Raw genomic sequence first — 25,697 nt, 5'->3', positions numbered from 1 at the left:
GAAGCTCGCAATGGCCGCTTAGCTCCACTTTTGGCTCGCGTTAAAAATGGGGGGATTACCGTATGTTGCCCAGTCGGCTATTTCACTCAAGCAAAGACCATCGTCGGAATCAATAAACTGCTTAAAATGGCTACGCAGCCCGGCGCAGTTCGTATCCATACGGTTGAAGCACCAGGTGGATTCTAGGACGCGTACGGCATTAAACGCTGCCAGTTCATCGTAGAGTGATTGATAATTTTTCTGTTTACGCAGGTCATAACTGAGAAAGAACAGGGCCATTTGCTCACCTATCTTTGAACACCGAAAGAATTGAGTCGCCAACGCTGGCACCTATTGAGCCGGTGCGACAAACCAAGCAGCTCTCCAGCCACGACGTCACTACCGAAATCGCTCAGCTCTCACGCGAAGCGACACTACCCTCTCGGCGGAAACGGATCGTTGCCGTAGCTATCGCGCTCACGGATCTGACCATCTCGCCCGTGAACGAAGAACTCCACATGATCCCGCTTGGCCGCCGGACGCCCGGCGTCGATTGCTTGCTGTTGCGTGTCGTAACGTTCGCTAACGCGCTCAGCGCCTTCGCGTCTCGTGGCCCAGCCACCGTCCGGATGCGGAACGACATGCATATTGCGTTTCTTGCTCGTCATGAATCGATGCCTCCGGTTAGCAGTCGGGCAGATCGTCGAGGTTGTTCTTCGTCGTTTTGTCACGGTCCGTACGCAGATATTTCCCGCTCGACCCGTTGACGACTTCGATATCCACACGCTGACCGCCCTGCTGACGCACAAAGTAGGTATGCGTCTTGCTCTCGATATCATTGATCGCGTCGCTTTTCGTGCGCGGGGTCCAACTCTCACCGGGTTTGCAAAGCTTCGTGATGTCGCCGTCGCGGTCCTTGCCCGAATGTGTCACTTGTCGATCTGCCATTGTTCTATCTCCTGATATCGCACTTAACTGTCGTCTCCGTTAGAACGGAAACGAGACATTTTCAATATACTACTACTTAATGGATGCATCAAGTAACTAGACGCAAGGAGCGATGTCTTGGCTGAACCCCGTTCTAATTCGAGTGCTGGCCGATGGGGGCCGGAACGCCGACTGGCTTTCATCGAGTTCCGTTTGCTCTGGGATGGCGAGATGAACCGATCCGACCTGGTCGACTTTTTCGGCATCTCACCGCAGCAGGCATCCGCCGATATACAGCATTACAAGGAGCGGGCGCCGGACAACATCACGTACGACCGGAATGGCAAGTGCTACATCAGATCGGAGGCGTTTTCGCCAATCCTGGTTTCAGATCGCGCAGAGGCCTATACGGATGCGCTGCTTGGCCTCGGTACGACGACCGGGCATGACGGATCGAACTGGATTGGCTCACCGCCACCTTATGCCGTCCTGCCTTCACCCCACCGCCGGATCAGCCCGGCGATTCTGCGAACTGTGGTACAGGCTATTTGTCGTGGTGACATGGTCGAGGTGGATTATCAATCCATGAACCGTCCGGCCCCAACGACCCGATGGCTCAGCCCGCACGCCCTGGGTTACGACGGCCTGCGATGGCACGTCCGAGCGTACTCTCACCAACACGAGATGTTTCGCGACTACGTGGTGGCGCGCATCGTCAAAACAGGCGATCGCAAAGCGTCAAGCATCGACCCGGCAGCCGATGAGGCGTGGCATAAAACCATCACTGTCCGGATCGCCCCGCACGAACAACTTACCGACGCGCAGAAGACGGCTATTGCCTGGGAATACGGCATGCGTGACGGCGTTGCCGAGATCACGGTCCGTGCTTCGATGGTTTTCTACCTTTTGAGAATGCTACGGCTTGACGAAGACGCCGAGCGTCGCAGCCCGAAGGCGCAGCAGATAGTGCTCTTGAATCCTGAAGACATGCCACGCGGTAGCTTCTAGGCTAGCGCCACGGCGGGCCGCCCCAACGATTTGGGTTGGGTGGCTCCTCCTGATAGGGATGCCGCGGATGCATGCATGGGTCGATGGCATCCGCATATCGCCTCGCCCAATTGAGCCATTGCTTGAGGTCGTCCGCCGATTGGTCAGCGAGCGCACCGGCGGCATGGCTGGTTTCCACCGCTGCGGCGAACTGACGGATCTTCGCAGCTTCCTGCCAAAGCGCGAGGCGTTCGCTGAGGTCATCGATACGCGCTTTTTCGAGCGCTTCGGATTTCCGTTTGAGCTCAGCAAGCCGAGCCTGTTCTTCGCGCTCACGCTGCTCGCGTGCTCGTCGCTCCTCCTGAAGACGGTTCGCTTCAGCAATGCCGTATAGCGCGATGACAAATTTGTTCAGCCGGTCTTCGAGACGTTGGCGGGGTGTATCGCTCCATGTTCTCTGGAAGACGCCATAGCACGCGTTATCCACCGAAAGAGTGAGCATGCCTGTCGGAATGTAGTCGTGGTTCGGCAGACGCCATCGATAGTGGGGATCCCTTTTGATAGCAGCGGCTTCCTTGGGCGTTGGAACGTGATCCTCGCGCCGAACTTTTTCGATCAAGGAGATATACAACGTTTGCCCATCAACCGATATTGCAGTCCTGCTCTGATCAGACGAACTCTTGACGACTTCGACCTTGAGCTCGCGAGCCTCGAGTGCGGTAATGAGGGCGCTCATGAGCCGCACACTACGTGCGATCTGCGTTTCCGAGACGGCTATGTCCAAGGCCTGCTTGGCGCGCGGCCGGCGCAGCCCGTTCTCGCCGGATTTCGCCGCTTGCAAAGAGGCAAGGGCCCGCTGAGCCAGCGGATGGAGTTCACTCAGCTGCGCCGACACGACAATCGCGTTGGCTTTGTCTTTCTCGAATGCGACGCGAGGATCAACCGGCACAGGAACCTCGCGTTCAACGGGGCCTTTGAGACGTAGGCCGGTATGTTCGAGGTAAGGGTCGGAAACGGGTACGAGCTTCGTCTGCACTGTTTTGCGACCACTGCGCTTTTTGGCCCAGTAGCCCCGTGGCGGCCAGGGCACTTCGTGGCGACGACAGGTCTTGGCAAGCCCGACATCTGAAATGCCGAACCGGCGCGCAAGCTGCGACATGGGCTCCGACCACACGAGGTCGTATAGCTCTGTACGCGTCACGTAAATATCCGATGGCACGGTTGCGGCACTACGAAAAGACGGCTCAAGAAGACCAGTAATAGCCGAGCCTATGGCAAAGTGCTAGCTCATCACCGAATCGGTTGATTAACCCCGATTCTGAGCGCGCGCATGTTGGGGACCTACCGTGCCCGAAACACCAACCGCCGCTATGGGCCTAAAGCGCTTGCGATGAATATTGTCGCGCGAGTTGGCCGAATCCGGCAGCTCCGAGCTATGAAACATGAAGGGCTAAAGAAAACAGAATCGCACGCGATATCTCCCTTTATGCTTGAGCGACCAACATGCTCACCTGCTTCCTCTGGACGGGCTGATCGTGAGGACAAGCTTGGCGTTCAATCGAAATACATGGACCTTATTGTCAGCGCGTCGCCGGCGATCACTGGTGCTACATAGAACGCCATTTATTGATTGTGAAGCGTTAATGGAAGACTTGATTAGTGGGGAAGCAGATGGCGGAGACGCGCGAGCCAACAACTTTATTTGATCGCTTACCTCCCGACCTGTTCAAACCGTTGGGGGCTACGAACCGTCGCATTTATTGGGACGTGATCGTGCGTCTCTATGAGGATCACTTCTCGGCGGAAGCCGAACTGCCCGAGTCGGGCTATTACCTCAAACACGATCTCGTGCCACCGATCGAACGTTATCTCGCGCATGAGGCGGACTGGGCCGAGGAGGAGGGCATTACGCACGACACCCCAGTTAATGTGCGCGCGAACAATACGCTCGCTTATCTCATCGACTGCGGCTGGTTTGTGGAAACTCGGGTGGTGCTCAACCGCACCATCGAGATGCGCCCGGACGTCGCTCAGTTCCTGCAGATGCTACTCGAGTTCACCGAACGCGGACCGCGCTTCATCGGCGGGAAGGTCCAGGTCATCTACGGCACGCTCAAGAACATCGTCGACGACCCGGCCGGCCAAGCAGACGCCTTCTTCGAGACGGCCAAACTCGTACGCGATCTAGTCAACGGCGTCGCGGCGACACGCACCCAAGTCAGCGAGCTCATGTCGAGCCTGCGCGATATTGACGAGGCCGGCACCTACGTCGAAGCGTTCTTCAATAGCTATATCGAGCAGATCTATATTGCGGACTACTCGGACCTGCGCACCACTAACCACCCTTTACGCCGGCGTCGCGAGATTCTCGATCTAGTGCTCGAACTCAAGATCAACGAAGAAAAACGGGCTCAACTACTGTCCTGGTATCGCCAACAGAAGTGGGGGCGGCTGACGCCCGAGCAGGCGCTTGATCGCGACTTCCGGCGCTACGACATCTTCGAACGTATCGAGGAGCATCTGGATCGGCTCAACCGCGTCGTGGCTACGGCTAATCGGCAAGCGATGTCGTACATTCAATACACGATGCGCACACGCCAGAACTTCGATCGGGTCATAGATCGCAGCATCGAGATCGTTTCGAGTGCGGCGGGCGGCCACGCCGAGCCGGCCACGTGGATCGAAGCGCCACTGGCCGCCGGTATCGGGCTGAGTGAAGCCACTTTGGCCACACCGAGTACACCGCGTCGGCCACCGCAACGCCGGACTCTGAAAAAGCGCGAGATCAGCCCCCGCCAGATCGCACTGAACAATCTGCGCAAGGCGATGAGCGACCACCGCCGAACCGATCCCGCCACCGTGAGCCACTACTTGGAAATGGCGCTCGGCGACGACGACGAACTATCAAGCGACGAGCTGCCCATCGAGACCGTGAACAACCTTTGCGTGTTTCTTACCTTGCCTCGTGTGGCCGCACTCAATCAGGGCACTACTCAAACGGTCCACCACACCAGTGGCGTTGCCGGCGGGCCCACCCAGCGAAGGGTTGCCCTGCCAGGCCTGGAGCTGGCTATCGACGCGGATAACCCAATCGACAACGCATACGTGCGCGCGCCGCGCGTCACGATCCGTAGGACTGCCCGAAAATGAAGGACAAGATTCGCCACTGGCGCGACGTACTGACCGACCACGATAGCACTGAAGAACAAGATTTGGAGGCGGCTGCTTACCGGCTGGTCACGGAGCAGGTGCTCTACGACAGCGAGCCGCGCCAGCGTACGCACTATCGGCTAGTCAAGCAGTACGCCGCCCATTTTCGTCAGGTCTGCGAACTGCTCGGCATGGAATTGCATGTCAGCGACAACCCAGCCTACTGCGCCGCGCGTCCGTTGAGCGCGTCCACGATCCGACTGACCTTGACCGAGACGCTGGTCGCACTGGTGTTACGCAAGATCTATCACCTGCATCGCCAAGCTGGCGAGGATCAGGCAGGCCATGTATTCGTGCCTTTGGCCGAATTCGCCGATATCTTTCAAGAAAGCACTGGTCGGGCGCCGCCCACGGACAAGCGACAGATGCTCGAACGTCACATTGATCGAATGCGTCAGTTCGGCGTCGCCAAGCGCTGTCAAGCCGACCCGCAGGATGACCAGCCTTTCGGTATCGAGATCCTGCCAGGCATCGAGTTCCTGCTGGACGAGCGGGCACTCGCCCAGCTCCAGGCGCATGCCGCCGCCCAGGGTACGAACACACACGAGCCGCCCGATGAAAGCGAGATGTCTGACGAGGCCTCAGATCTCGATGACGAATCCCATGACGGACTGATTCGAGAGGCCAACGATGAAACGACTTAGCCGCATCAATCTCGTGCAGTTCCATGTGTACGAGAAAGAGCAGATCGAAATCGCCGGGAATACTGCCATCCTCGGCGACAACGGCTCGGGTAAATCGACGATCCTGGACGCCATACAGCTGGTCATGACAGGCGGGCACGGCAACTACCGCAGTTTCAACGCGCAGTCGTCATCCTCGTCGGCCTCGAAGCGCACGATTCGTAGCTATTTGCTCGGCACGCTGGAATCCAAGAGCCAAGACGGCAGTGTCGACGAGGTCCTGGTACGCGACGAAGCCGCTTACTCTTACATCACGCTGACCTTCTGGGACACCAAGCGCGAGACGCCTTTCACCGCCGGCATTTGCGCATCGGCCAGCCAAAGCCAATCCGATCATACGGTGCACGGCCTCTTCTTGTTGCCCGGCGTGGCGCTGGAAGCCAATGACCTGACCGAATACACAGCCGCCGGCGAGCTGCCACTCGCCTGGAAAGACTTCGAGGCACGCGCGAACAAGCGCTGCCGCGATGCCGGACGCACGCTTATTGTGAAGGATGGCGCCGAAGCCTATGTGAAGGCCCTGCTCACGCAGCTTGGCTCAGGCCGTGCCCGCATCGACGAGCGTAGCTACCTACGGGCCTTTACCAAAGCCCTGCAGCTTCGCGATATCGACGGCGTGGATAAGTTCGTGCGCCAACATATCGTGCCCACAGGGGATATCGACGTAGCCGAGTTCGGTATCCAGATCCAGCAGTTCAACGAACTGCGTGCGCTGATCGCCAGCACCCGACAAAACATCGAGGAACTCGGCCGCATCGAGGAACGCTACGGCCGCGCCGAGCGAGCGATTGAAAGACATGCATCGCTGATGGGTCTGGCAGCGGAATATGACTATGAGGCGGCGGCAGAGGCCGAGTCCGACGCCCAGGACCAACTCACCCTTCACGCGGACACGTTCGAAGCCGCCAATAAACACGCCGGGCAGGCCGAACTCAAGCTCGGCACCATCCGACCAGAGTTCGAGGCTCTTGATCAAGAGTGCCGAACACGCCCGGAGTTGGCTGATCGGGCCAAAGATGAAAAGGACGCCGAACGCGCCCGCCGCAACTGCAAGCGAACCCAGGAGCAAATCAACGTCCGCCTTCGCGCTCAAGCCGAAGGGCTCACGCATCTGGCGCAGCACGAGAGCAACGACGAGCATCGCAGCCGACTCCGTAGGGTCGCGCGGGGTCTCCACGACGCGCGTACCGATCTAGAGAACACCAATCGCGACCGGCTGCTCGAACATGTCGTGGATGCAGCCGGTCTGCTCAAGACTTCAATCAAGACGCTGCGTGCCGATCTGGGCGATGCGACGAGTAAGCGCCAGGATGCACAAAGCCGACTCAAGGAGGCAAAAGAGCGGTTGGCGGCCATGGAGTCCAGTGGCAGCCTACTCGGACATAACAGTAGCCGCGCGGCGAACCTGTTTCGTGACAAAGGCATTCCCGCTTCGCCGATCTGCAGTCTGCTGCGGGTGACGGATCCGGCCTGGCAGCCGGCCATCGAAGCCTACCTGGGTGGCCAACTCGAAGACTTTGTTGTGCACGACGATCGGGAGGCCGAAGCGGTGCGTGCCATACGCGAAGTGCCTGCCCACGAGGCCATATACGACGTGCGTGTGGCCCAGCCACGACATCTGCAGCAGCATCGCGACCGGACACCCGGCCCCGATGACGTCGCTCGCCTGATCGAGTCCGACAACTGGATCGCGCTCGCCTACGTGCGCGCAAGCATGCGTAACGTACGCTTCGCCATCGGCGAGGCGGATCTATCACGCCACACCCGGGCACTGAGTCAGGACGGGATGGTCTCCTCCGGCGGTGGCACCGCCCGCAAACGTCTTCCCCCCAAGGGTCAGCTGCGTATCGGTGTCCGCGTCGACGAAGAGGAACTCGCCGAGGCAACTCGCGAGATATCACGCCTCCACACGATCTTCAGCGAGGCCGAACAAGCCGAACGGAGGCTCTCGCGCCTGATCGATCAGATCGAAAGCGGCACATCGGATCAGGCCAAAGCCGAGGTGCTCCAGGATTTGGAACAGTTCAGCAGCGACACCGAGGAACTGCGGCTGCTCGAAGACCGGCTCTCGGCCGCCCCATCGCAGTCGGCACAAGAGCTACGCGAACGTCGCGACGCCAAGAAGAAGGAGCTCGATACCGTCGACAAGCAGCTTCAGGAAGCACAGAAAGAGGCATCCGTGGCCGAAGCGAATATCAAGCACACCAACGAGCGAGTCCAGACGTGCGTCTCAGCGCGCCAAGAATGTCAGCGTATGGTGGATCAGGCTCAGGCTGAACCATTCTTTGATGCCCAACTCGCCGACAGCGAACGTCAGCGTATCGACACCGAGCTCGGCAACGTGCAGGCCCCGACTCGTCCGGGCGGCGAGACCGACCATGCCGCGCGGGCAAGGGAGCTCGCGGCCCATGCCCAGGGCGTCCACGATCGAGCGGTGACCGAGGCGCGAGATGAATTATTGGGCTACACCGCTCGTACCGAAATGGACTGTCCACCGCTGCGCACGGGCTGGCGCCCGGAAGCTGAAGACGCCTTGGATGACGATTTTTCCGCCGATTCGGATGAGGCGCTGAAATCGTGGCCAACAGCATGGCAAGCCTGTATGCATTGGGCACGCCGCGAGAAGCAAATCCTAGAGTCCTCAAAACTGGTCGATCAGAAGGCGCGGGCCGATTCGGCGCTAACCGAGGCCAAGAATGCGTTCCGACGCGATATCGCCTACAAGCTCAACGAGCAAATGCAGCTCATGAAGACGCGATTGCACGAAATGAATCGCATGCTCAAGAGCTGCAAACCCTTTTCCCAAGGCGAGCGCTACCAATTCAGTTACAAGGCCCGACCAGAACACGCCGACCTGCGACGCTTTATCGAACATGTTGGCCAGGCCGGCGAAGACGAGCTGCCCTTCGGCGATGAAGAAGCGGGCGCGTCGGCGCATGCGGCCATGGAGCGCCTTATCGAGATGGCCGAGCAGGGCCTGCTGAGCGACGACACCGCGCCTACGGTGCTCACCGACTACCGGGAGTTCTATGCCTTCGACCTCGAAATCCGGGTCAATGACAAGATCGTGAACCTGCTGAGCAACCGCACCGGTGGCGGCTCGGGCGGCGAGCATCGCACGCCGTTCTACGTGATCGCCGGCGCGTCGCTGGCCCGCGCCTACCGCCTCGATGAAGCTGAAGATGACGGCGGCGGCCTGATGCTGCTCGACGAAGCCTTCTATAGCATGGATCAACAGAACTCGACCGCGGCTGTGGAGTTCCTCTCCCAGCGCGGTCTGCAATTGATCATGGCGGCCCCGGAAACCGATCGCAGCAAGATCAGCGCGACCTGCGACACGGTTATGGATATCGGACGCGAAGGCACCACCCCTTGGATGCACATCACCCATGTCAAGAGTGCGGCTCGCGAGCTCTTAGCGAGCGATGATCCACACCAGCAGCCGGACTTGCTTGAGGTGGAGACGCGCCGCGTCGAAAACGAACAAAGTCGTCAAACCACTCAATGACTAGCCACGCGATCGCGCACAAGGCTCTCTCAAAACTGCTGGATGCCGGCACACGACGCCGCATCCGGACGGCCGCTGGCGATACGGTAGCCGCATCCGCGATCACTGTGGTCTTCAGCGAAGCCAAGCTGCCGGAATATATCGAACTGGACTCCAGCGAGGAGCTCGAACGGGTACATGCCGAGATCCGGGAGGCCGAGCGCGCCGGGGCGCTTCGTATCGAGTGGGATTCTGCCGCCGGACGCTTTGGGCAGATCAGCAGGATTGTGCTCTCGAATATCGAGGCGCTGGCCTCGTTTCTCAACGTCACGCCACAGTGGGTGCATATCGAACGGGCCATGCAGCTCAGCACCCCTTGGCGTGGGCAACCCGCAGTCGACGCGATCCGTGCGGCTTGGGTGCGCAACACGAAGGTTCGCAACCTCGGTCCGCGCGATGCAGAGCGGCTGGTCGAGGCCTGTCGCGTGCTGGACCGAGTCCGACAGGCGACCGATGCCGCCGTGGAGACGCCGGTCCGACGGCTCAGCGCCGACATGTTCGGCGACACCAAACACATCGAGAACGCCTTGGTACCGATTCTCGATGAGCTCACCCGCGGCGACGAGCCGCCCGTGAGCGAAGTCGAAGCGGTGCTACCCCGTATCGGGCTAGTGAAACACCCGCAAACCTTGCTGATCGGCGGGCGCGGGACGTTGGTGCTGACAAATGGTCAGCGCATCACACTCACGCCACCTTACCTGGGCATTGCACCCGACCAGCTGGCCCGGATCGACGGCCCAGCCCCAGACCATGTGCTCACAATCGAAAACCTCACGACATTCAATGAGGTCAGTCGCGGCTTGAACGAATTCACCGATGCAATGGTGATATATACGGCGGGGATGCCGTCGCCGTCGTTACGACGCGCTCTTCGCTGCATCGCTAAATGCTGCAGTAACCACACGCGCTTCTGGCATTGGGGCGATATCGACGAGGGCGGCCTGCGAATCGCGAAAATCGTTGCGGCCTCGATTGCCGAAGAGTCCATGCCGGAACGCATTCTCAGACCTTGGCTAATGGACCCATGTCGCTTGCCCGAGACGGTTCGCCAAGCCCCCGGTAGCTATCGTCAAATACGCAGAATGGTCGCAATGGCCGAGGAGCTAGGTTGGTGTGAAGTGGCCACCGGTATCAGAGAAATGCCAAGCATGGTCGAGCAAGAGGCAATAAGCCCACGGACGCCGTTCTGAACTGACACCGAGGCCGAGTGTGTTAGACGGCCGGAGAGCCTGATTCGACCGCGACATGACGAAACGCCTGTCGCAGCTCCTCTCGATCCGCCTGATTACGGGAAGCTCCGCTACAGACTTTAAAAATTGGTCGTGAAGTATACTTATTAATCAAACAATCCGATTGCGGCTCAAACTTTATATAGACTCAACTTATTTTTTTTAAACGAAAAAAATAAGAACTGTTACTACTCCACAGTCACCGACTTGGCAAGATTTCTGGGCTGATCCACATCTGTCCCCTTGGCCACGGCCACGTGATAGGCCAGTAGCTGCAGCGGGATCGTGTAGGCGATGGGGGCAACGGTATCGGGTACGTGCGGCATATCCAGGACGGTGATGCCGGGTTCGGTCTCAAGGCCGGAGTTTTCGTCCGCAAAGACGTAGAGCTTGCCACCGCGGGCGCGAACTTCCTGCAGGTTGGATTTCACTTTTTCCAGCCATTCGTTGTTCGGCGCGACGGCCACCACCGGCATGTCTTCGTCGACCAGGGCGAGCGGGCCATGCTTGAGTTCGCCGGCGGCGTAAGCCTCGGCGTGGAGGTAGGAGATCTCCTTGAGCTTGAGAGCGCCTTCCATGGCGATGGGATACATGGGGCCGCGGCCGAGGAACAGGGCGTGCTGCTTGTCGACGAAATGCTCCGCAAGATGGCTGATGGCCGAATCGAGCTCAAGTACACGCTCAACCGCAGACCCCACGCCACGGATATCGCCCACTACGCGCTCGGCGCGATCCGGGCCACGACCGATCATGGCGGTCAGCATCCGCAGGCACATCAGTTGGGTGGTGAAGGCTTTGGTCGAGGCCACGCCGATCTCGGGACCGGCACGGGTCATCATGATGAGGTCGGATTCGCGCGTGAGCGAGGTTTCCGGCTTGTTGCAGATGGCTAGCGTCGCCAGATAACCCGCGCCTTCACCAAGGCTCTTGGCATAACGCAGCGCGGCCAACGTGTCGGCCGTCTCGCCCGACTGGCTCAGCGTGACAAACAAACAGTTCCGAGGCACGACCGGGTCGCGATAGCGATATTCACTGGCCAGCTCCACATTACAGGGCAGGCGCGCTTCGGCCTCGATCCAGTAACGCGCGACCATGCCGGCATGGCTGCTGGTGCCGCAGGCCACGATATGCACTGCTTCCACGCGGGCCAGCAGCGCTTCGGCTTCTGGACCGATACTGGAGGCGAGCACGTTGTTGTCGGATAGGCGCCCTTGCCAGGTATCGGTGAGGGCGCGCGGCTGCTCGTGGATTTCCTTGAGCATGAAGTGGCGATAGGCACCCTTCTCGGTCGCCTCGATCGAAAGGACCGATTCCTGCACAGGCCGATCGAGCACGCGCCCGTCGGCATCGGTGACCTCGAAATAGTCCGGGGTGAGCGTGACCATGTCGCCTTCTTCGAGATAGACGAAACGTCGCGTCACGGGCAGCAGAGCCGCCACGTCGGAGGCCACGAAGTGTTCGCCAATCCCCACGCCCAGGACCAGCGGCGAACCGCGACGCGTGGCAACGAGTGTTTCGGGATCGTCGGCAGCGACGACGGCCAGGGCATAGGCCCCGTGCAACTCGGCCACGGCGCGACGCACGGCCTCGGCAAGCGAGCTCCCGTCGGCACGATAGCTGTCGATCAGATGGGCGACGACTTCGGTATCGGTCTCGGAGTCGAACTGATAACCGGCGTCACGCAGCCGCGATCGGAGTGCTTCGTGATTTTCGATGATGCCGTTATGCACCACCGCCACGCGGCCGTTCGAAACATGCGGATGGGCATTCGCCTCGTTGACGCCGCCGTGAGTGGCCCAGCGCGTATGGGCAATGCCAAGCGTACCCGGGTTGTGCTCACCCAGCCGCTCGGCGAGTGCCGCCACCTTGCCCACGGCTCGCGTACGCTCGATCCGGCCATGGTCGACCAGCGCCATACCGGCGGAGTCGTATCCGCGATATTCCAGTCGTCGCAGCCCTTCAAGCAGGATCGGCGCAACCTCACGCTGCGCACTGGCGCCTACGATTCCGCACATAAACTATTTGCCTCTTGTCCGGCTATTGATGGCCGGGCGTGTGTTTCTTGGGTCGTTGCCAGCCGTCGATGGTGGTCTGGCGGGCCCGCCCGACGGTCAGCTTGTCGGCCGGCGCATTGCGGGTCAGCGTTGTGCCAGCGCCGACGGTCGCACCGCGCTCGACCGTGACCGGCGCCACCAGCTGGCAATCGGAGCCGATGAACGCGCCATCGCCGATGCGGGTGACATGCTTGTTCGCCCCATCGTAATTGCAGGTGATCACGCCGGCCCCGATATTCACGTCGCGGCCGACGCGGGTATCGCCAACATAGCTCAGGTGGTTGATCTTGCTACCTTCGCCCACGTCGGTCTTTTTCGTTTCCACGAAATTGCCGATCTTGGCGCGATCGGCGACGCGTGTATCCGGGCGCAGTCGGGCGAACGGCCCGATCTGACAGCGGGCGCCAACGGTCGCATGTTCGATCACCGTATGCGAGGCGATCTGGGTGTGATCTTCGATCGTACAGTGCCGTAGCACGCAATTGGGGCCGATGGTTACGCCATCGCCGAGCACGACCTCACCTTCGATCACGACGTTGACGTCGATGGTGGTATCGCGTCCGGCGCGCAGGCTCCCCCGCAGATCGAAGCGATCCGGGTCGCGCAGGGTCAACCCCTGGGCCATCAGAGTTTCGGCCTGACGGCGCTGATACAGACGCTCGGCACGAGACAGGTCCAGCTTGTTGTTGATGCCCTGCGTTTCGGCAGCGGTGCCGGCCTGACCGGCGACCACGGGCACGCCATCGACGGCGGCCAAAGCGATGCAATCGGTCAGATAATACTCGCCCTGGGCATTGGTATTGGTCAGGCGTGCCAGCCAGTCGCGCAGATGCCGCGCCTGGGCGCACAACAAGCCGGTATTGGTTTCCTGGATGTGGCGCTGCTCGCGGTTGGCGTCCTTGTCTTCAACGATGCCAACCACGCGATTGTCGTCGTTGCGCAGCACGCGACCATAACCGGCCGGGTTATCGAGCACCACGGTTAAAAGCGCCAGCTTGTCGCCGCCGGCCGCGGTCACCAGATGCGACAACGTAGCTGCCCGGACTAACGGCACGTCGCCGTATAGCACCAGCACGCGTGCATCGTCGGGAATGGCGTCCATGGCCTGGGCTACGGCATGACCGGTGCCGAGCTGCTCGGCCTGATGGACCCAGTTCACGTCGAGATAGCCGAGGGCAGATTGGACCGCCTCGCCGCCGTGACCGTAAACCACGTGGATGCGGTCGGGGTCCAGCGTCTGCGCGGCCTCGACCACATGCTTGAGCAAGGGCCGATCGCCCAGGGGCTGCAATACCTTCGGCAAGGCCGAATTCATGCGTTTGCCCTGGCCGGCAGCCAGGATGACGATATGCAGGCTCATGATGTAGTGATCCCCCGGAATCGGCTCGCTGGCGCGACTATACCGCCGAAGCGGTGACTGACGTAAGCGCGGATTCGCCGCGCAGGCGATCCGCCACCCAGGCCGGCAGCGCGTCACCGGTCCACAGCGCGCGATGCAGCCAATCGAGCCGTTGGGGGTCGGCCAGCAGATCGCGTTGCTCGCGCACGCTCAGGCTATCCGGCCCTTCGTTGAGGGCGCGCTGGGCCAGTTCGTCGCGATAGCTGGCAACCCCCGGATCGAGCCGCCGCGGGCTGCCCTGAAGTCCAATATGCAGGGCGGACAGACTGGGATCGACGACAATGTCGGCAAAATCGGCTTCGCGGGTTTCGCGCTCGATCTCGATGACCCGGCGCAGCTCCGCCGGCGGATTCTCTTCCTCGGGAATCAGTTCGAGTCCGTTATTACGCATCCACACGCCGATATCCACCCGCGAGGTAATCACCGTAATCACCGGCGCGCAGAACAGGGGCAACAGGATAGGCAACAGCCAGGGGAAAAAGCCCGGCGTATAAATATAGAGCGCCGCGCCCCAAGCCACCGCGAGCAGCATGCCCGGCAAATGAAAACGCAGGGCGGCCAGCCACGGCACCTGCGAGTCGGCTCGCTGCTGGCTGTTCCATTTCACCTGTTTTCCAATCAGCGTAGTGAACACGAACAACGTATGCGAGAGCATGCGGACCGGCGCCAGCAGGGACGTCAGCACGATCTCGATCAGCGTCGAGCCGATCAGATTGCCGACGCCGCCGAAATCCTTCTGCTGGCCGCGCGCGATGATCATCGCCATGCCCAGAATCTTGGGCAGGAACAACACCACGAGCGTGGCACAGAACAGACTGACGGCCCAGATCGGCTGCCATACCGGCCACGAGGGGAACAACGCGCCGGGCGACGGGAAATAGTCGGGCGTCTTGAGCGCTTCCAGCATGGCCTCGGTCGAGGACAACACCAGAAACACAAACCAGATCGCCGCCGAGGTGTAGGCCATCACCCCGTTGGCGAACAACGCGCGATGCGCCGGCGCGAGGTTGTCGGAAAACAACAGCCGCAGATGTTGGATGTTGCCCTGGCACCAGCGCCGGTCGCGGCCCAGTTCGTCAATCAGCGTCGGCGGGACTTCCTCGTAGCTGCCCGGCAGATCGTAGGCAATATAAACGCCCCAACCGGCACGGCGCATGAGCGCGGCCTCGACGAAGTCGTGCGACAGAATCTCGCCGGAGAGCGCGCCGCGTCCCGGCAGGCGCGGCAGAGCACAGTGCGCCATGAACGGCGCAATACGAATGATGGCGTTGTGCCCCCAGTAATGCGCATTATCCAGATGCCAGTAATGCAGGCCCGCGGCAAACATGCGGCCATACACGCGCGTGGCGAACTGCTGCACGCGCGACAAAAAGCTCGACCGGTTGACCGCGGTCGGCGGCGTCTGAATAAGACCGGCGCTCGGATTGGCCTGCATCCGATCGACCATAGCGGTGAGCGTGGAGCCGACCATGAGCGAGTCGGCATCGAGCACGATCATGTAGCGATAATGGCCGCCCCAACGCCGGCAGAAATCGGCCAGATTGCCACTTTTGCGCTTCACCCGTGCCCGTCGGCGACGATAGAACAGCCGATCGAAGGCATCCAGTGACCGACAGGTTTCTGCCCAGACCCGTTCCTCTGCGGCAATCGTATCGGGCTTGACCGAGTCGCTCAGCACGAAGAAATCGAACTCGTCCAGGCGGCCCGTGGCCTCCAGCGATTCATAGATCGCCGCGAGTCCGGCGAACGTACGCGGCACGTCCTCTTCGTAGATCGGCATCACGATCGCGGTACGCGCGTGATCCTCCGCCGGCGGCGCTGACTGATCGGCCGAAATCAGATACTTGTCGCCCCGCCACAGGACGAAGAAGCCGGCCAACGCAGTCCAGAAGCCGACCAGAATCCAGGCGAACAGCAACGCGCCCAACGCCAGAATGACAATCTCCAACGCCGACTTGCCTTGATGCGGCAGGGTCGTGAGCATGTAGAACGTCGCCCCGGCGGCCGGGAACGCCACCAGGAAGAACAGGAAAAACTGGCGCAGGCGCACGATATTGCGCAGGCGACTCGGCACCGCCTTGGGCAAACGCCGACGACGCTCCACGCTCGGCATGATGCGGCCGAGAAATCGCCACGGGCGCCGGTCCATATTGGCCGGCGACATCGACCAGCGATTGAGCCGCGGCATGGACGCGCCGCGGTAGCCACCCCCACCCACGGCATGCCGCCGATCGGCCAGGCGTGGATAGGCGGCTTCGATACGCGCGGCGAGCGCCGCCTCGTCGCCCTGGCCGTCACCGTCTTCGGCAAGGGCGTCGTAGAGCCGCTCCAGTGCCTCGGCATGGGTGGCCGGCGCGGTCGCTGCGACATGCTCGCGCAGCTCGCGCCGACGCGCCGGCTCCAAATTCAGACCGGCCAGATAGGCATCGACCCGGCCGAGCGGTGCATCCAAGGGTTCGTTCGTACTGTTCACGGCGTCGCCAGCAGATAGCTCCAGGTCTCGGTCAGACCGCCGCCGTTGGCGTCAGCCAGATAGGCCCTGAGCTCAAGCGGCTTGTCGAGCGCGCTGGTCGGTACGAGGAAAGAGAGCCGCCAGCCGCCGGTATGCGGATTACGCACAGCTTGAATATTGTTGAGGGTGACGTCTCGCGTCGCGTTGACTTTCGGCTGCACCGAATTGGCGTCGGTCAGCTTGGACAGCTCGCCCCCAACGAAATCGATGACCACGCGCACCTGGTTTTTTTGTTGTCCGGGCGCGACTGCAGCCATGCCGACGCGCGTGGCGATCGCATGGCCGAGCGACTTCGGTACCGCCAGATCGCTGGACCACTTGATGTCGTAGGCGAAGTGCAGACGCTGACCCGCCTTCACCGGCTCCTGCGGCACCCAGTACAGTGAGATATTGTCGTTGACCTCGCTGTCGGAGGGGATCTCCACCAGTTCGAGATGACCCTTGCCCCAGTCGCCATCGGGCGTCACCCAGGCATTCGGGCGTTTTTCGTATTCGTAATTCAGATCCTGATAGTCATCGAAATTGCGATCCCGCTGCATCAAGCCGAAGCCACGAACGTTATTGGCATCGAACTGGTTCATCCACAGCTTTTGCGGATTGACCAGCGGGCGCCATAGCCATTCGCCGTTGGCCGACGAGATCAGCATGCCGTCCGAATCATGCGCCTCCGGGCGATAATCGTTGATGCGCGCCAGGCTGTTCTCGCCCCAGGTGAACATGCTGGTCAGCGGCGCGATGCCGAGCTTGGCGATGTCCTTGCGCGTGAACAACGTTTCCTCGACATGGGTGTGTGTCGCCTGTCCCGGGGTGATGACAAACTTATAGGCCCCGGTCACGCTCGGCGAATCGAGCAGCGCATAAAGCGTCATGTCCTTGGACTTGTCGCCCGGATCGACCAGCCAGAACTGGGTGAAATTGGGGAATTCCTCGCCCTTTTGGGTGTTGCCGGTATTGATCGCCAGGCCGCGCGCCGACAGGCCGTAATGTTCGTCTGCACCCAGCGCCCGAAAATACGAGGCCCCGAGGAACGACACCACCTCGTCCATCTTCTTCGGATCGCCCAGGGTATGCAGCAATTTCAGACCCGCATAACCGAGATCGTCGGGCACCTTTTTCTTCAGGTCATCGTTCGGGTAGTTGAAGTCGTTCTTATCGAACTGGACCGTCGTGGTCTTGCCGTCCTTGATCACATGGATCGTCACCGCGTGCTCGTAGTACGAACCCGGATGGTAGAACATCACCTGGAACGGCAGCTTCTGATCGTGCCAGAGCGCATCGTCACGCTTGAAGCTGATCTGAGACAGCTGGTCGGGGCTGAGTTTGGTCAGAAACTGCGGCACCTTGGCCGGCGCCTGGTAGTCCTTCTTCGCCAACGCCTTGGCTTGATCGATCAGCTTGTCGTAGGAAAACGGCCCGGAGAGTTCCGTTTGATCCGGAGCCGCGCTCTGGTCGCCTTTTTTCGCGCTACCGCCGTTATTGTTTCCGGTTGACTTGTTGCCGCCAGAGTCGTCGCTCTGGCTATTTTTCTGTGACTTGCCAGTTTTCTGCGACTTGTCGACTGGCTTGGCTTGGTCCCCCGACTGTGCTTTGTCGGCATGGCCGTTCGATGTATCGGCCGCTGCCGCATTGGCATAGACGGCGAACAAAAGGCCGGTACCGAGCAGCATCACACCGCTCGAACGCGCGATACCGCCCATCGCACGTCGGGTCTGGATCGAAAGAATGCGCATTAAGACGAAATCCTTTGCTGTAACGCGACGCCCGCTCCCCCCAAAAGAGCGGCAAGGCCAACCGCGGCGCCGAACCATGGGCCGAGTTCGGCCATAAGCTGCATATGACACGCGAAACTCGATGACCGGAAAATGAATAGGGCTCGCCCTGCCCCGGAGCCATCACCTGCGCCCCCAGAATAACCCGACACCCGATACCCGTGCTGAATCGCGTCGCCCGACGCGGCAGGCCGGGCATGCTTTCCACTCTGGCGTGACTTCCCGGGGCTCAGTCCCGACCGAACCAGCGGCCCCGCAACCGACCAACCAGTGAGTCGAGCTGCGGCAAGACGGTGCCCGCGTTCTGGGTGATCTGGAGCGTCATCTGCATATCCGAACGATGGTCGATCGGCCCCCAGCCGGCGGATAGATAATCGACGCTCAGGGCAACGTTATCGAGCAGGCCCGGAAAGCCCATGGCCAACCCGGTACGACTGCCCAGAAACTGATCGCCGTACTGGCTGCCGCCGATCGAAAAGCTCGGCTGAAAGCTCGTGCGCACTCCGGCGAGGTCGAGATCGTGGCGCGCCGACACCTGCCATAGTCCGCCATCCACCGGCATGGCGTCCGGCGCCGTCACGTCACCTTGATACCAGCCCAGCGCAGAATCGATATGCCAGTCTCGCCAGCGACGCGTTCGGGAGGCCAGTTCCAGCGACAGCGGCGTCTCACCGGTCGGGTCGACAATGCCGGCGTCGCCGATCTGGGCACTGAAACGCCAGGGTTGTCCGATCGCGGCCTGGCGCTGGATACCGCTCAAGCTCCATTTATCGACCAGGCCGTACCGGGTTCCGGTGGCAATATCCCCGTCATGCATCATGAGGGTGTTCGACAGCCGCCAGCGCCGGCCCAGATCATAGGCGGTTGCCATTTCGACGCCGCGGTCGCCGGCCGTCAGCGCGCTCCCCCAGGGTTGATAACCGCGACCGGCCTGGAAATAAGCGATTCGATATTCGCTGGCGCCAAAACGCCGCCCGACGCCCAGGTGGGTCGCGCGGCCGTTGAGTACCGAGCCCGTAGTGCCGCTGCTCGACAACTGATCGGCTTCGAACGTCAGATCCGGCAAATACCAGCGGTTACCCAGTTGCAGCTGCGTCTCCGCCCGCATCAGCGTCTGGCTGCCGATATTCGCCCCCCGAGCCGAGGTATGCATCGCGCCGACAGTCAGCAGCGGCGTACCGCTATCAGCACTTTTCCACTGCAATCCGCTGGTCAGGTAGTGATTGGCATCGTCACTGAGCGAGTCGACACCGAAGAAAGCCGATGCGTCACCCAAGCGCATGGGGCCGGCCGATAGATCGACCATATGCTGCCGGCCATGGATCTGACGGTTCAGGTCAGGTGAATCGAATACCGAAAACGTATCGAGATCCGACGCGTGGGCGCTGCCCAGCACGCAGCATGCGGCCACCGCCAGAGCGGCGCCGTAAGCGCGAGCGATCTGTTCGGCCGAGTGTTTCATGACGAGCACGATGCGGAATGCGGTTTTGACGCGCCGCAACAATATAGAACGGCCCGGCGCCTTCCTCAAGACACCGGGCCGTTCTAACCGACTGATTCACCGGATTTAAGCGCAGCGAATCGAGCGCGGACGCACGTCTTAACGCGAAGGGCTCCGCAGGCGGCGGACCATATCGAGCCGTGCGGCGGCTTCGGTCAGTTCGAGCTGCGCGCGCTCCAGATCGATCTTGTCCTCGGCTTCGGATACGGCCTGTTCAGCCCGCTCCTTGGCTTTGGCGGCCTCCGCCTCATCGATGTCCTCGGCGCGCTCGGCGGTATCGGCCATCACGGTGATGAGATGCGGCTGGACTTCCAGCAGGCCGCCCGAAACGAACACATGCTCTTCGTTATCGTTCTCGTCGCGGATGCGCAGATTGCCGGGTTTGAGCCGTGTCAGCAACGGCGCATGGCGCGGCATAATGCCGATCTCGCCCATTTCGGCGGGCGCGAAAACGATGCTGGCCGAGCCGGAGAAGATCTCGCCTTCCACGCTGACGACATCGACGTGAATTTTCATAACACTTGCCTATGCCAATGACGATTCACAAGCGGCGGCCGCACAGGGCGGCCGCCGTGCGACGCAGGCGCCTTGATCAGGCCGCCTTCTCTTTCTTGGCCATCTCTTCGCCCTTGGCGATCGCCTCGTCGATCGTGCCGACCATGTAGAACGCCTGCTCGGGCAGGTGATCGTACTCGCCGTCGACGATGCCCTGGAAGCCGCGGATGGTCTCCGACAGCGGCACGTACTTGCCGGGCGCGCCAGTGAATACCTCGGCCACGAAGAACGGCTGTGACAGGAAGCGTTCGATCTTGCGCGCCCGCGCCACGGCCAGCTTGTCGTCTTCGGACAACTCGTCCATGCCGAGAATCGCGATGATGTCCTTGAGCTCACGATAGCGCTGCAGCGTCTGCTGGACGCCACGGGCGCAGTTGTAGTGCTCGTTGCCGATGATGTTCGGATCGAGCTGACGCGAGGTCGAGTCCAGCGGGTCGACCGCGGGATAGATACCACGCTCGGCGATCGAACGCGCCAGCACGACGGTGGCGTCCAGATGCGCGAACGTCGTCGCCGGGGACGGGTCGGTCAGGTCGTCCGCCGGCACGTATACGGCCTGCACGGAGGTGATCGAACCGGTCTTGGTCGAGGTGATGCGCTCCTGCAGGAGGCCCATTTCCTCGGCCAGCGTCGGCTGATAGCCCACCGCCGAGGGCATACGCCCGAGCAGCGCCGAAACCTCGGTACCGGCCAGCGTGTAACGATAGATGTTGTCGATGAACATCAGCACGTCGCGGCCTTCGTCACGGAAGAATTCGGCCATAGTCAGGCCGGTGAGTGCGACGCGCAGACGGTTGCCCGGCGGCTCGTTCATCTGGCCGTAGACCAGCGCCACCTTGTCCAGAACGTCCGACTCCTTCATCTCGTAGTAGAAGTCGTTGCCTTCACGGGTGCGCTCGCCCACACCGGCGAACACGGAGTAACCCGAATGCTCGGCGGCGATGTTGCGGATGAGCTCCATCATGTTGACGGTCTTGCCCACGCCGGCGCCGCCGAACAGGCCGACCTTGCCGCCCTTGGCGAACGGGCAGAGCAGGTCGATGACCTTGATACCGGTTTCCAGCAGCTCCTGGCCGCCCGCCTGTTCCTCGAACGTCGGCGGGTCCCGATGGATAGGCGCCGTGCTCTCGGCCCCGATGTCGCCCTTCTGGTCGATCGGGTTACCCAGCACATCCATGATGCGGCCGAGCGTCTTCTGGCCGACCGGGACGGAAATCGGATGACCGGTGTTTTCGACCTCGCCGCCGCGGGTCAGGCCCTCGGTCACGCCCATGGCGATGCAGCGCACCACGCCGTCACCGATCTGCTGCTCGACCTCGAGAACCAGGCCGGTTTCTTTGTGCTTGAGCGCATCGAAGATATTCGGCAGCGATTCGTGGCCGAACTCGACGTCCACCACCGGGCCGATGATCTGTACGACTTTTCCAAGACTCATAGCGTTTCCTCGACTGGGCAGCAGGCGCTGCCGCGTATCTTGTTCTTTCGTTGCGATTCTCTGGCGCGTCCGGCTCTAGGAGACCGCCGCTGCGCCGGCCACGATTTCCGACAGCTCCTGCGTGATCGCCGCTTGGCGCTGCTTGTTGTACTCCAGCTGGAGGTCGTCGATGATGTCGCCCGCGTTGTCCGAGGCCGACTTCATTGCCACCATCCGCGCGGCCATCTCACAGGCCACGTTCTCGACCGCGCCCTGATAGACCTGCGATTCGACGAAGCGCACCAGAATGTCGTCCACCAGCCCATTGTCTTCCGGCTCGTAGATGTAATCCCAGCGGTCGGACAGTTCGTTGTCCTCGCTTTCCTCGACCGGCAGCAGCTGCTGGCGATAGGGACGCTGCGTCATGGTGTTGACGAACTCGTTACCCATGACGAACACGCGATCCAGATTGCCCTCGCGATAATCGTCGAGCATTACCTTCACGGTACCGATCAGATCCTGCAGATGCGGCTGATCCCCTAGATCGACCACGTCGGCCTTAACCTTCGCGAACCGCTTGAAGAAGCTCAGCCCCTTGCGCCCGATCACGACCAGGTCGACATCGACGTTGTCTTCGCTCCAGCTCCGGATCTCGCCCAGAACGCGACGGAACAGGTTGATGTTCAGACCGCCGCAAAGACCGCGGTCGGTCGAGATCACGATGATCCCGACCCGCTTGGCTTCACGCTCGACCAGAAACTCGTGCTTGCCGCCGATGTTGGCCTTGGCGACATGCCCGACCGTACGCCGGATCTTGGCAGCGTACGGACGCGCTGCCTCCACGCGCTCCTGGGCCTTGCGCATCTTGGAGGCCGCGACCATTTCCATGGCCTTGGTGATCTTTTGCGTATTCTGAACGCTCTTGATCTTGGTCTTGACTTCCTTGGCACCGGCCATCTAGCGAACTCCGTTGAACTGCATCACGCCGCGGCGTTTCACCACGTGTGCGATTCCTTGAAGGACTTGAGCGCCGAATGCAGGCCGTCCTTGATCTCGTCCGAGTAGTCACCCGTTTCGTTGATCTGGTCGACCAGCGCCTTCTGCTCCGAGCTCATGTACTGATGCAGCGCGGCTTCGAAGTCCTGAACCTTGTCCGCGTCGACATCGTCCAGATAGCCCTGCTCGGCCGCGAACAGCGACGACGCCATGAGCGCCACCGACAGCGGCGAATACTGGTTCTGCACCATCAGCTGGGTCACGCGCTCGCCGTGCTCGAGCTGCTTGCGCGTAGCGTCGTCCAGATCGGAGGCGAACTGTGCGAACGCCGCCAGTTCACGGTACTGCGCCAGCGCCAGACGAATACCGCCACCGAGCTTCTTGATGATCTTGGTCTGGGCCGAGCCACCCACGCGAGAAACCGACAGACCGGCGTCGACCGCCGGACGGGCGCCCGAGTTGAATTTATCGGTATCCAGATAGATCTGGCCGTCGGTGATCGAGATCACGTTGGTCGGCACGAACGCGGACACGTCGCCGGCCTGGGTCTCGATGATCGGCAGCGCCGTCAGCGAACCGGTTTTGCCCTTGACCTCACCGTTGGTGAGCTCTTCGACATAGTCGGCGTTGATGCGCGCGGCGCGCTCCAGCAACCGGGAATGCAGATAGAACACGTCGCCCGGGTAGGCTTCACGGCCCGGCGGACGACGCAGCAGCAGCGAAATCTGACGATAGGCGACGGCCTGCTTGGACAAGTCGTCGTACACGATCAGCGCGTCTTCGCCGCGATCACGGAAGTATTCGCCCATCGCACAGCCAGCGTACGGCGCCATGTACTGCAGTGCCGGCGACATCGCCGCGCTGGCGGACACCACGATGGTGTGGTCCATCGCGCCGTGCTCTTCGAGCTTGCGCACCACGTTGGCGACCGAGCTGTTCTTCTGCCCGATGGCCACGTAGATGCATTTAATGCCCGTGTCCTTCTGGTTGATGATCGCGTCGATCGCGATGGCGGTCTTACCGATCTGGCGGTCGCCAATGATCAGCTCACGCTGGCCGCGGCCGATCGGGACCATGGCGTCGATCGCCTTGAGACCGGTCTGCACCGGCTGGTCAACCGACTGGCGAGCGATAACACCCGGGGCCACCTTTTCGATCGGCGCCGTCTGCTGGGCATCGATCTCTCCCTTGCCGTCGATCGGCGTGCCCAGCGGATCCACCACGCGCCCAAGCAGCGCCTCGCCGACCGGCACTTCCAGCACCTTGCCGGTGGTCTTGACTTCGCAGCCTTCCGAGATGTGGCGATACTCGCCCATCAGCACGGCGCCGACCGAGTCGCGTTCGAGGTTAAGCGCCAGCCCGTAGGTGCCGCCGGGGAATTCGAGCATCTCGCCCTGCATCGCGTTGGCCAGCCCGTGGATACGGGCAATGCCATCGGCGAGGCTCACCAGCGTGCCGACATTGCGCGATTCGGTGACGGTCTCGAAGTTCTCGATCCGTTTTTTGATCAGATCCGAAATTTCCGCCGGATTGAGTTGCATTGATGTCTTCCTCTTTATCCTTCTCGCCGCGTGCGCCACGCGACGGCGTCGACCTTAATGGGCGAGAGACTGGCGCATCCGCGCGAGCTGGGCCGTCAACGAGCCATCGATCACGAGATCGCCGGCCCGGATCACGGCACCGCCGATCACCGAATCGTCCTGCGCGAACGTCATCGCGACCTTGCGATCGAAGCGCTTCTCGAGCGCTTCGCCCAATGCCTTCTGCTGGGCATCGGACAACTCGACCGCCGAGGTCACCTCGACGTCGAGCCGATCCTCGGCCGCGGCACGCTCGATCTCGAACAACTCCGCGATCTCCGGCGCCAACGACAGACGATTGTTGTCGATCAGCAGACGCACGAAATTACGCGCCTGCTCGCTGAAGTCCGATGCTCCGGTTTCGATGATGGCATCGGCCAACACCCCGTCGGAGACACGCGGATTGTTCATCAGCGCCGCGACCGACTCGTTCGCCACGATGGCCGACAACGCGGCTAGCGCGTCCGACCACTGCGACAAACCGTCGCTGCCGGACGCCTGAGCCAGCTCGAAGACCGCCTCGGCGTAGGGCCGGGCCAGGGTATAGCGCTCGGCCATGACTAACGAATCTCCGCCACGAGGTCGTCGATGATGTCGTTGTGCGCCTTGGCGTCGATCTCGCGCTTCAAGATGCGCTCGGCGCCAGTCACGGCGAGCTCGCCGACTTCACGACGCAACTCTTCCTTGGCGGACGCGACGGCCTGGTCGACCTCTTCACGCGCAGCGGCCACGATGCGATCGCCCTCGGCACGCGCATCGCTGCGAGCCTTGTCGAGCGTCTCGTTAGCCTGGCGCTGGGCCGTGGCCAGAAGCTCGCGGGCTTCTTCCTGAGCCTTCGACAGACGCGACTCGGCTTCCTTGACAGCCTCGTCGAGTTCCAGACGTCCACGTTCCGCCGCGGCCAGACCTTCGCTGATCTTCTGGCGGCGCTCGTCGATCGTTTGCGTCACCGGGCCCCAAAGCACCTTCTTGATAAAGAAGACAAGTGCCAGGAAGACCAGGATCTGGACGATCAGGGTTCCGGTTATAGCGACCATGACGCGCTCCGGCCTTAACCGCCGCCGGCGAGGCTAGACAGCGTGCCCACGAACGGGTTGGCGAACAGGAACCACATGGCCACACCGAACAGAATGAACGGGAAGGATTCCATGAGGCCGGCGAAGATGAACATGTTGACCATCAGCTGCGGACGCATTTCCGGCTGACGGGCGATGCCTTCCAGCGCCTTCGAGGTGATCAGGCCCCAGCCGATGGCCGAGCCGAGACCGGCGGCGGCCAGCATGAGACCCACGGCGACGGCCGTCGCGGCGACGATCTCAGCAATTTGTTGTGGATCCGAATGCACGATTGCTACT

General features: G+C 61.5%; 21 protein-coding genes. 6 read left to right on the top strand and 15 right to left on the bottom strand.

Annotated elements, in window-relative coordinates; genetic code table 11:
* A partial coding sequence (locus C41B8_RS20855; protein ID WP_232226021.1) for a hypothetical protein occupies positions 1-186 on the top strand: 186 nt, incomplete at its 5' end.
* A 227-nt stretch (positions 187-413) separates the two neighbouring features.
* Here the strand turns inward: C41B8_RS20855 and C41B8_RS08510 are convergent.
* Both C41B8_RS08510 and C41B8_RS08505 read right to left on the bottom strand, forming a co-directional pair.
* Positions 414-647: a DUF2188 domain-containing protein gene (locus tag C41B8_RS08510; protein WP_037336585.1), complete on the bottom strand. Its 234-nt coding sequence runs from the start codon at positions 645-647 to the stop codon at positions 414-416.
* A gap of 16 nt (positions 648-663) precedes the next feature.
* A complete protein-coding gene (locus C41B8_RS08505; protein ID WP_037336583.1) occupies positions 664-927 on the bottom strand; it encodes a DUF3892 domain-containing protein in 264 nt (87 codons plus the stop codon).
* A 117-nt stretch (positions 928-1,044) separates the two neighbouring features.
* Here C41B8_RS08505 and C41B8_RS08500 point away from each other — a divergent pair, with 117 nt between their 5' ends.
* On the top strand, positions 1,045-1,914 hold the full coding sequence (locus tag C41B8_RS08500; protein ID WP_037336581.1) for a WYL domain-containing protein: 870 nt from the start codon (positions 1,045-1,047) through the stop codon (positions 1,912-1,914).
* A 1-nt stretch (position 1,915) separates the two neighbouring features.
* Here C41B8_RS08500 and C41B8_RS20445 read toward each other — a convergent pair whose 3' ends face one another.
* Complete coding sequence (locus C41B8_RS20445; protein WP_037336580.1) at positions 1,916-3,052, bottom strand: hypothetical protein; 1,137 nt, start codon at positions 3,050-3,052, stop codon at positions 1,916-1,918.
* Positions 3,053-3,666: 614 nt separating this feature from the next.
* Here C41B8_RS20445 and C41B8_RS08490 point away from each other — a divergent pair.
* The 4 genes from C41B8_RS08490 to C41B8_RS08475 are packed head-to-tail and all read left to right on the top strand — an operon-like array spanning position 3,667 to position 10,523.
* Positions 3,667-5,043, top strand: coding sequence for a Wadjet anti-phage system protein JetA family protein (locus C41B8_RS08490; RefSeq protein ID WP_232226020.1), 1,377 nt, complete (start codon positions 3,667-3,669; stop codon positions 5,041-5,043).
* Positions 5,040-5,747: a DUF4194 domain-containing protein gene (locus C41B8_RS19555; protein WP_051883287.1), complete on the top strand. Its 708-nt coding sequence runs from the start codon at positions 5,040-5,042 to the stop codon at positions 5,745-5,747. Before C41B8_RS08490 ends, C41B8_RS19555 begins: the two co-directional genes overlap by 4 nt.
* Positions 5,734-9,294 (top strand): SbcC/MukB-like Walker B domain-containing protein, encoded by a 3,561-nt coding sequence (locus C41B8_RS08480; protein ID WP_037336576.1) that lies wholly within the window; start codon positions 5,734-5,736, stop codon positions 9,292-9,294. The genes C41B8_RS19555 and C41B8_RS08480 overlap by 14 nt, the downstream gene beginning before the upstream one ends.
* On the top strand, positions 9,291-10,523 hold the full coding sequence (locus C41B8_RS08475) for a Wadjet anti-phage system protein JetD domain-containing protein (protein WP_037336575.1): 1,233 nt from the start codon (positions 9,291-9,293) through the stop codon (positions 10,521-10,523). Before C41B8_RS08480 ends, C41B8_RS08475 begins: the two co-directional genes overlap by 4 nt.
* Before the next feature lie 227 nt (positions 10,524-10,750).
* Here the strand turns inward: C41B8_RS08475 and glmS are convergent, their stop codons facing one another.
* The 12 genes from glmS to atpE form a co-directional block, all read right to left on the bottom strand.
* On the bottom strand, positions 10,751-12,577 hold the full coding sequence (gene glmS, locus C41B8_RS08470; protein ID WP_037336573.1) for a glutamine--fructose-6-phosphate transaminase (isomerizing): 1,827 nt from the start codon (positions 12,575-12,577) through the stop codon (positions 10,751-10,753).
* 22 nt (positions 12,578-12,599) lie between these two features.
* Positions 12,600-13,979 carry a bifunctional UDP-N-acetylglucosamine diphosphorylase/glucosamine-1-phosphate N-acetyltransferase GlmU gene (glmU, locus tag C41B8_RS08465; protein WP_353214942.1) on the bottom strand — a complete coding sequence of 460 codons (1,380 nt, stop codon included), beginning with the start codon at positions 13,977-13,979 and terminating at the stop codon, positions 12,600-12,602.
* A 34-nt stretch (positions 13,980-14,013) separates the two neighbouring features.
* The gene (gene mdoH, locus C41B8_RS08460; protein ID WP_156962482.1) at positions 14,014-16,488 is read right to left on the bottom strand and encodes a glucans biosynthesis glucosyltransferase MdoH; all 2,475 of its coding nucleotides are present in this window, start codon (positions 16,486-16,488) and stop codon (positions 14,014-14,016) included.
* Positions 16,485-18,257: an OpgD/OpgG family glucan biosynthesis protein gene (locus C41B8_RS08455; protein WP_051883285.1), complete on the bottom strand. Its 1,773-nt coding sequence runs from the start codon at positions 18,255-18,257 to the stop codon at positions 16,485-16,487. Before C41B8_RS08455 ends, mdoH begins: the two co-directional genes overlap by 4 nt.
* 268 nt (positions 18,258-18,525) lie before the next feature.
* On the bottom strand, positions 18,526-19,758 hold the full coding sequence (locus C41B8_RS08450; protein ID WP_156962481.1) for a hypothetical protein: 1,233 nt from the start codon (positions 19,756-19,758) through the stop codon (positions 18,526-18,528).
* Positions 19,759-19,896: 138 nt separating this feature from the next.
* Positions 19,897-20,313 carry a F0F1 ATP synthase subunit epsilon gene (locus tag C41B8_RS08445; RefSeq protein WP_037336568.1) on the bottom strand — a complete coding sequence of 139 codons (417 nt, stop codon included), beginning with the start codon at positions 20,311-20,313 and terminating at the stop codon, positions 19,897-19,899.
* 76 nt (positions 20,314-20,389) lie between these two features.
* Positions 20,390-21,787, bottom strand: a complete 1,398-nt coding sequence (atpD, locus tag C41B8_RS08440) for a F0F1 ATP synthase subunit beta (RefSeq protein ID WP_037336566.1) — start codon at positions 21,785-21,787, stop codon at positions 20,390-20,392.
* 75 nt (positions 21,788-21,862) lie between these two features.
* Complete coding sequence (gene atpG / locus C41B8_RS08435; RefSeq protein ID WP_037336564.1) at positions 21,863-22,723, bottom strand: F0F1 ATP synthase subunit gamma; 861 nt, start codon at positions 22,721-22,723, stop codon at positions 21,863-21,865.
* A 38-nt stretch (positions 22,724-22,761) separates the two neighbouring features.
* Positions 22,762-24,303: a F0F1 ATP synthase subunit alpha gene (gene atpA, locus C41B8_RS08430; RefSeq protein WP_037336563.1), complete on the bottom strand. Its 1,542-nt coding sequence runs from the start codon at positions 24,301-24,303 to the stop codon at positions 22,762-22,764.
* A 54-nt stretch (positions 24,304-24,357) separates the two neighbouring features.
* A complete protein-coding gene (locus tag C41B8_RS08425; protein WP_037336561.1) occupies positions 24,358-24,900 on the bottom strand; it encodes a F0F1 ATP synthase subunit delta in 543 nt (180 codons plus the stop codon).
* A gap of 2 nt (positions 24,901-24,902) precedes the next feature.
* The gene (locus C41B8_RS08420) at positions 24,903-25,379 is read right to left on the bottom strand and encodes a F0F1 ATP synthase subunit B (protein WP_037336560.1); all 477 of its coding nucleotides are present in this window, start codon (positions 25,377-25,379) and stop codon (positions 24,903-24,905) included.
* Positions 25,380-25,393: 14 nt separating this feature from the next.
* Positions 25,394-25,687 (bottom strand): F0F1 ATP synthase subunit C, encoded by a 294-nt coding sequence (atpE, locus tag C41B8_RS08415; RefSeq protein ID WP_037336558.1) that lies wholly within the window; start codon positions 25,685-25,687, stop codon positions 25,394-25,396.
* Positions 25,688-25,697: the final 10 nt, after the last annotated feature.

Source organism: Salinisphaera hydrothermalis C41B8, assembly GCF_000732535.1.
In the GTDB taxonomy this organism is placed as follows: Bacteria; Pseudomonadota; Gammaproteobacteria; order Nevskiales; family Salinisphaeraceae; genus Salinisphaera; species Salinisphaera hydrothermalis.
The sequence above is the reverse complement of the archived record's forward strand: the minus strand, read 5'-3'. Positions and strand labels throughout refer to the sequence as shown.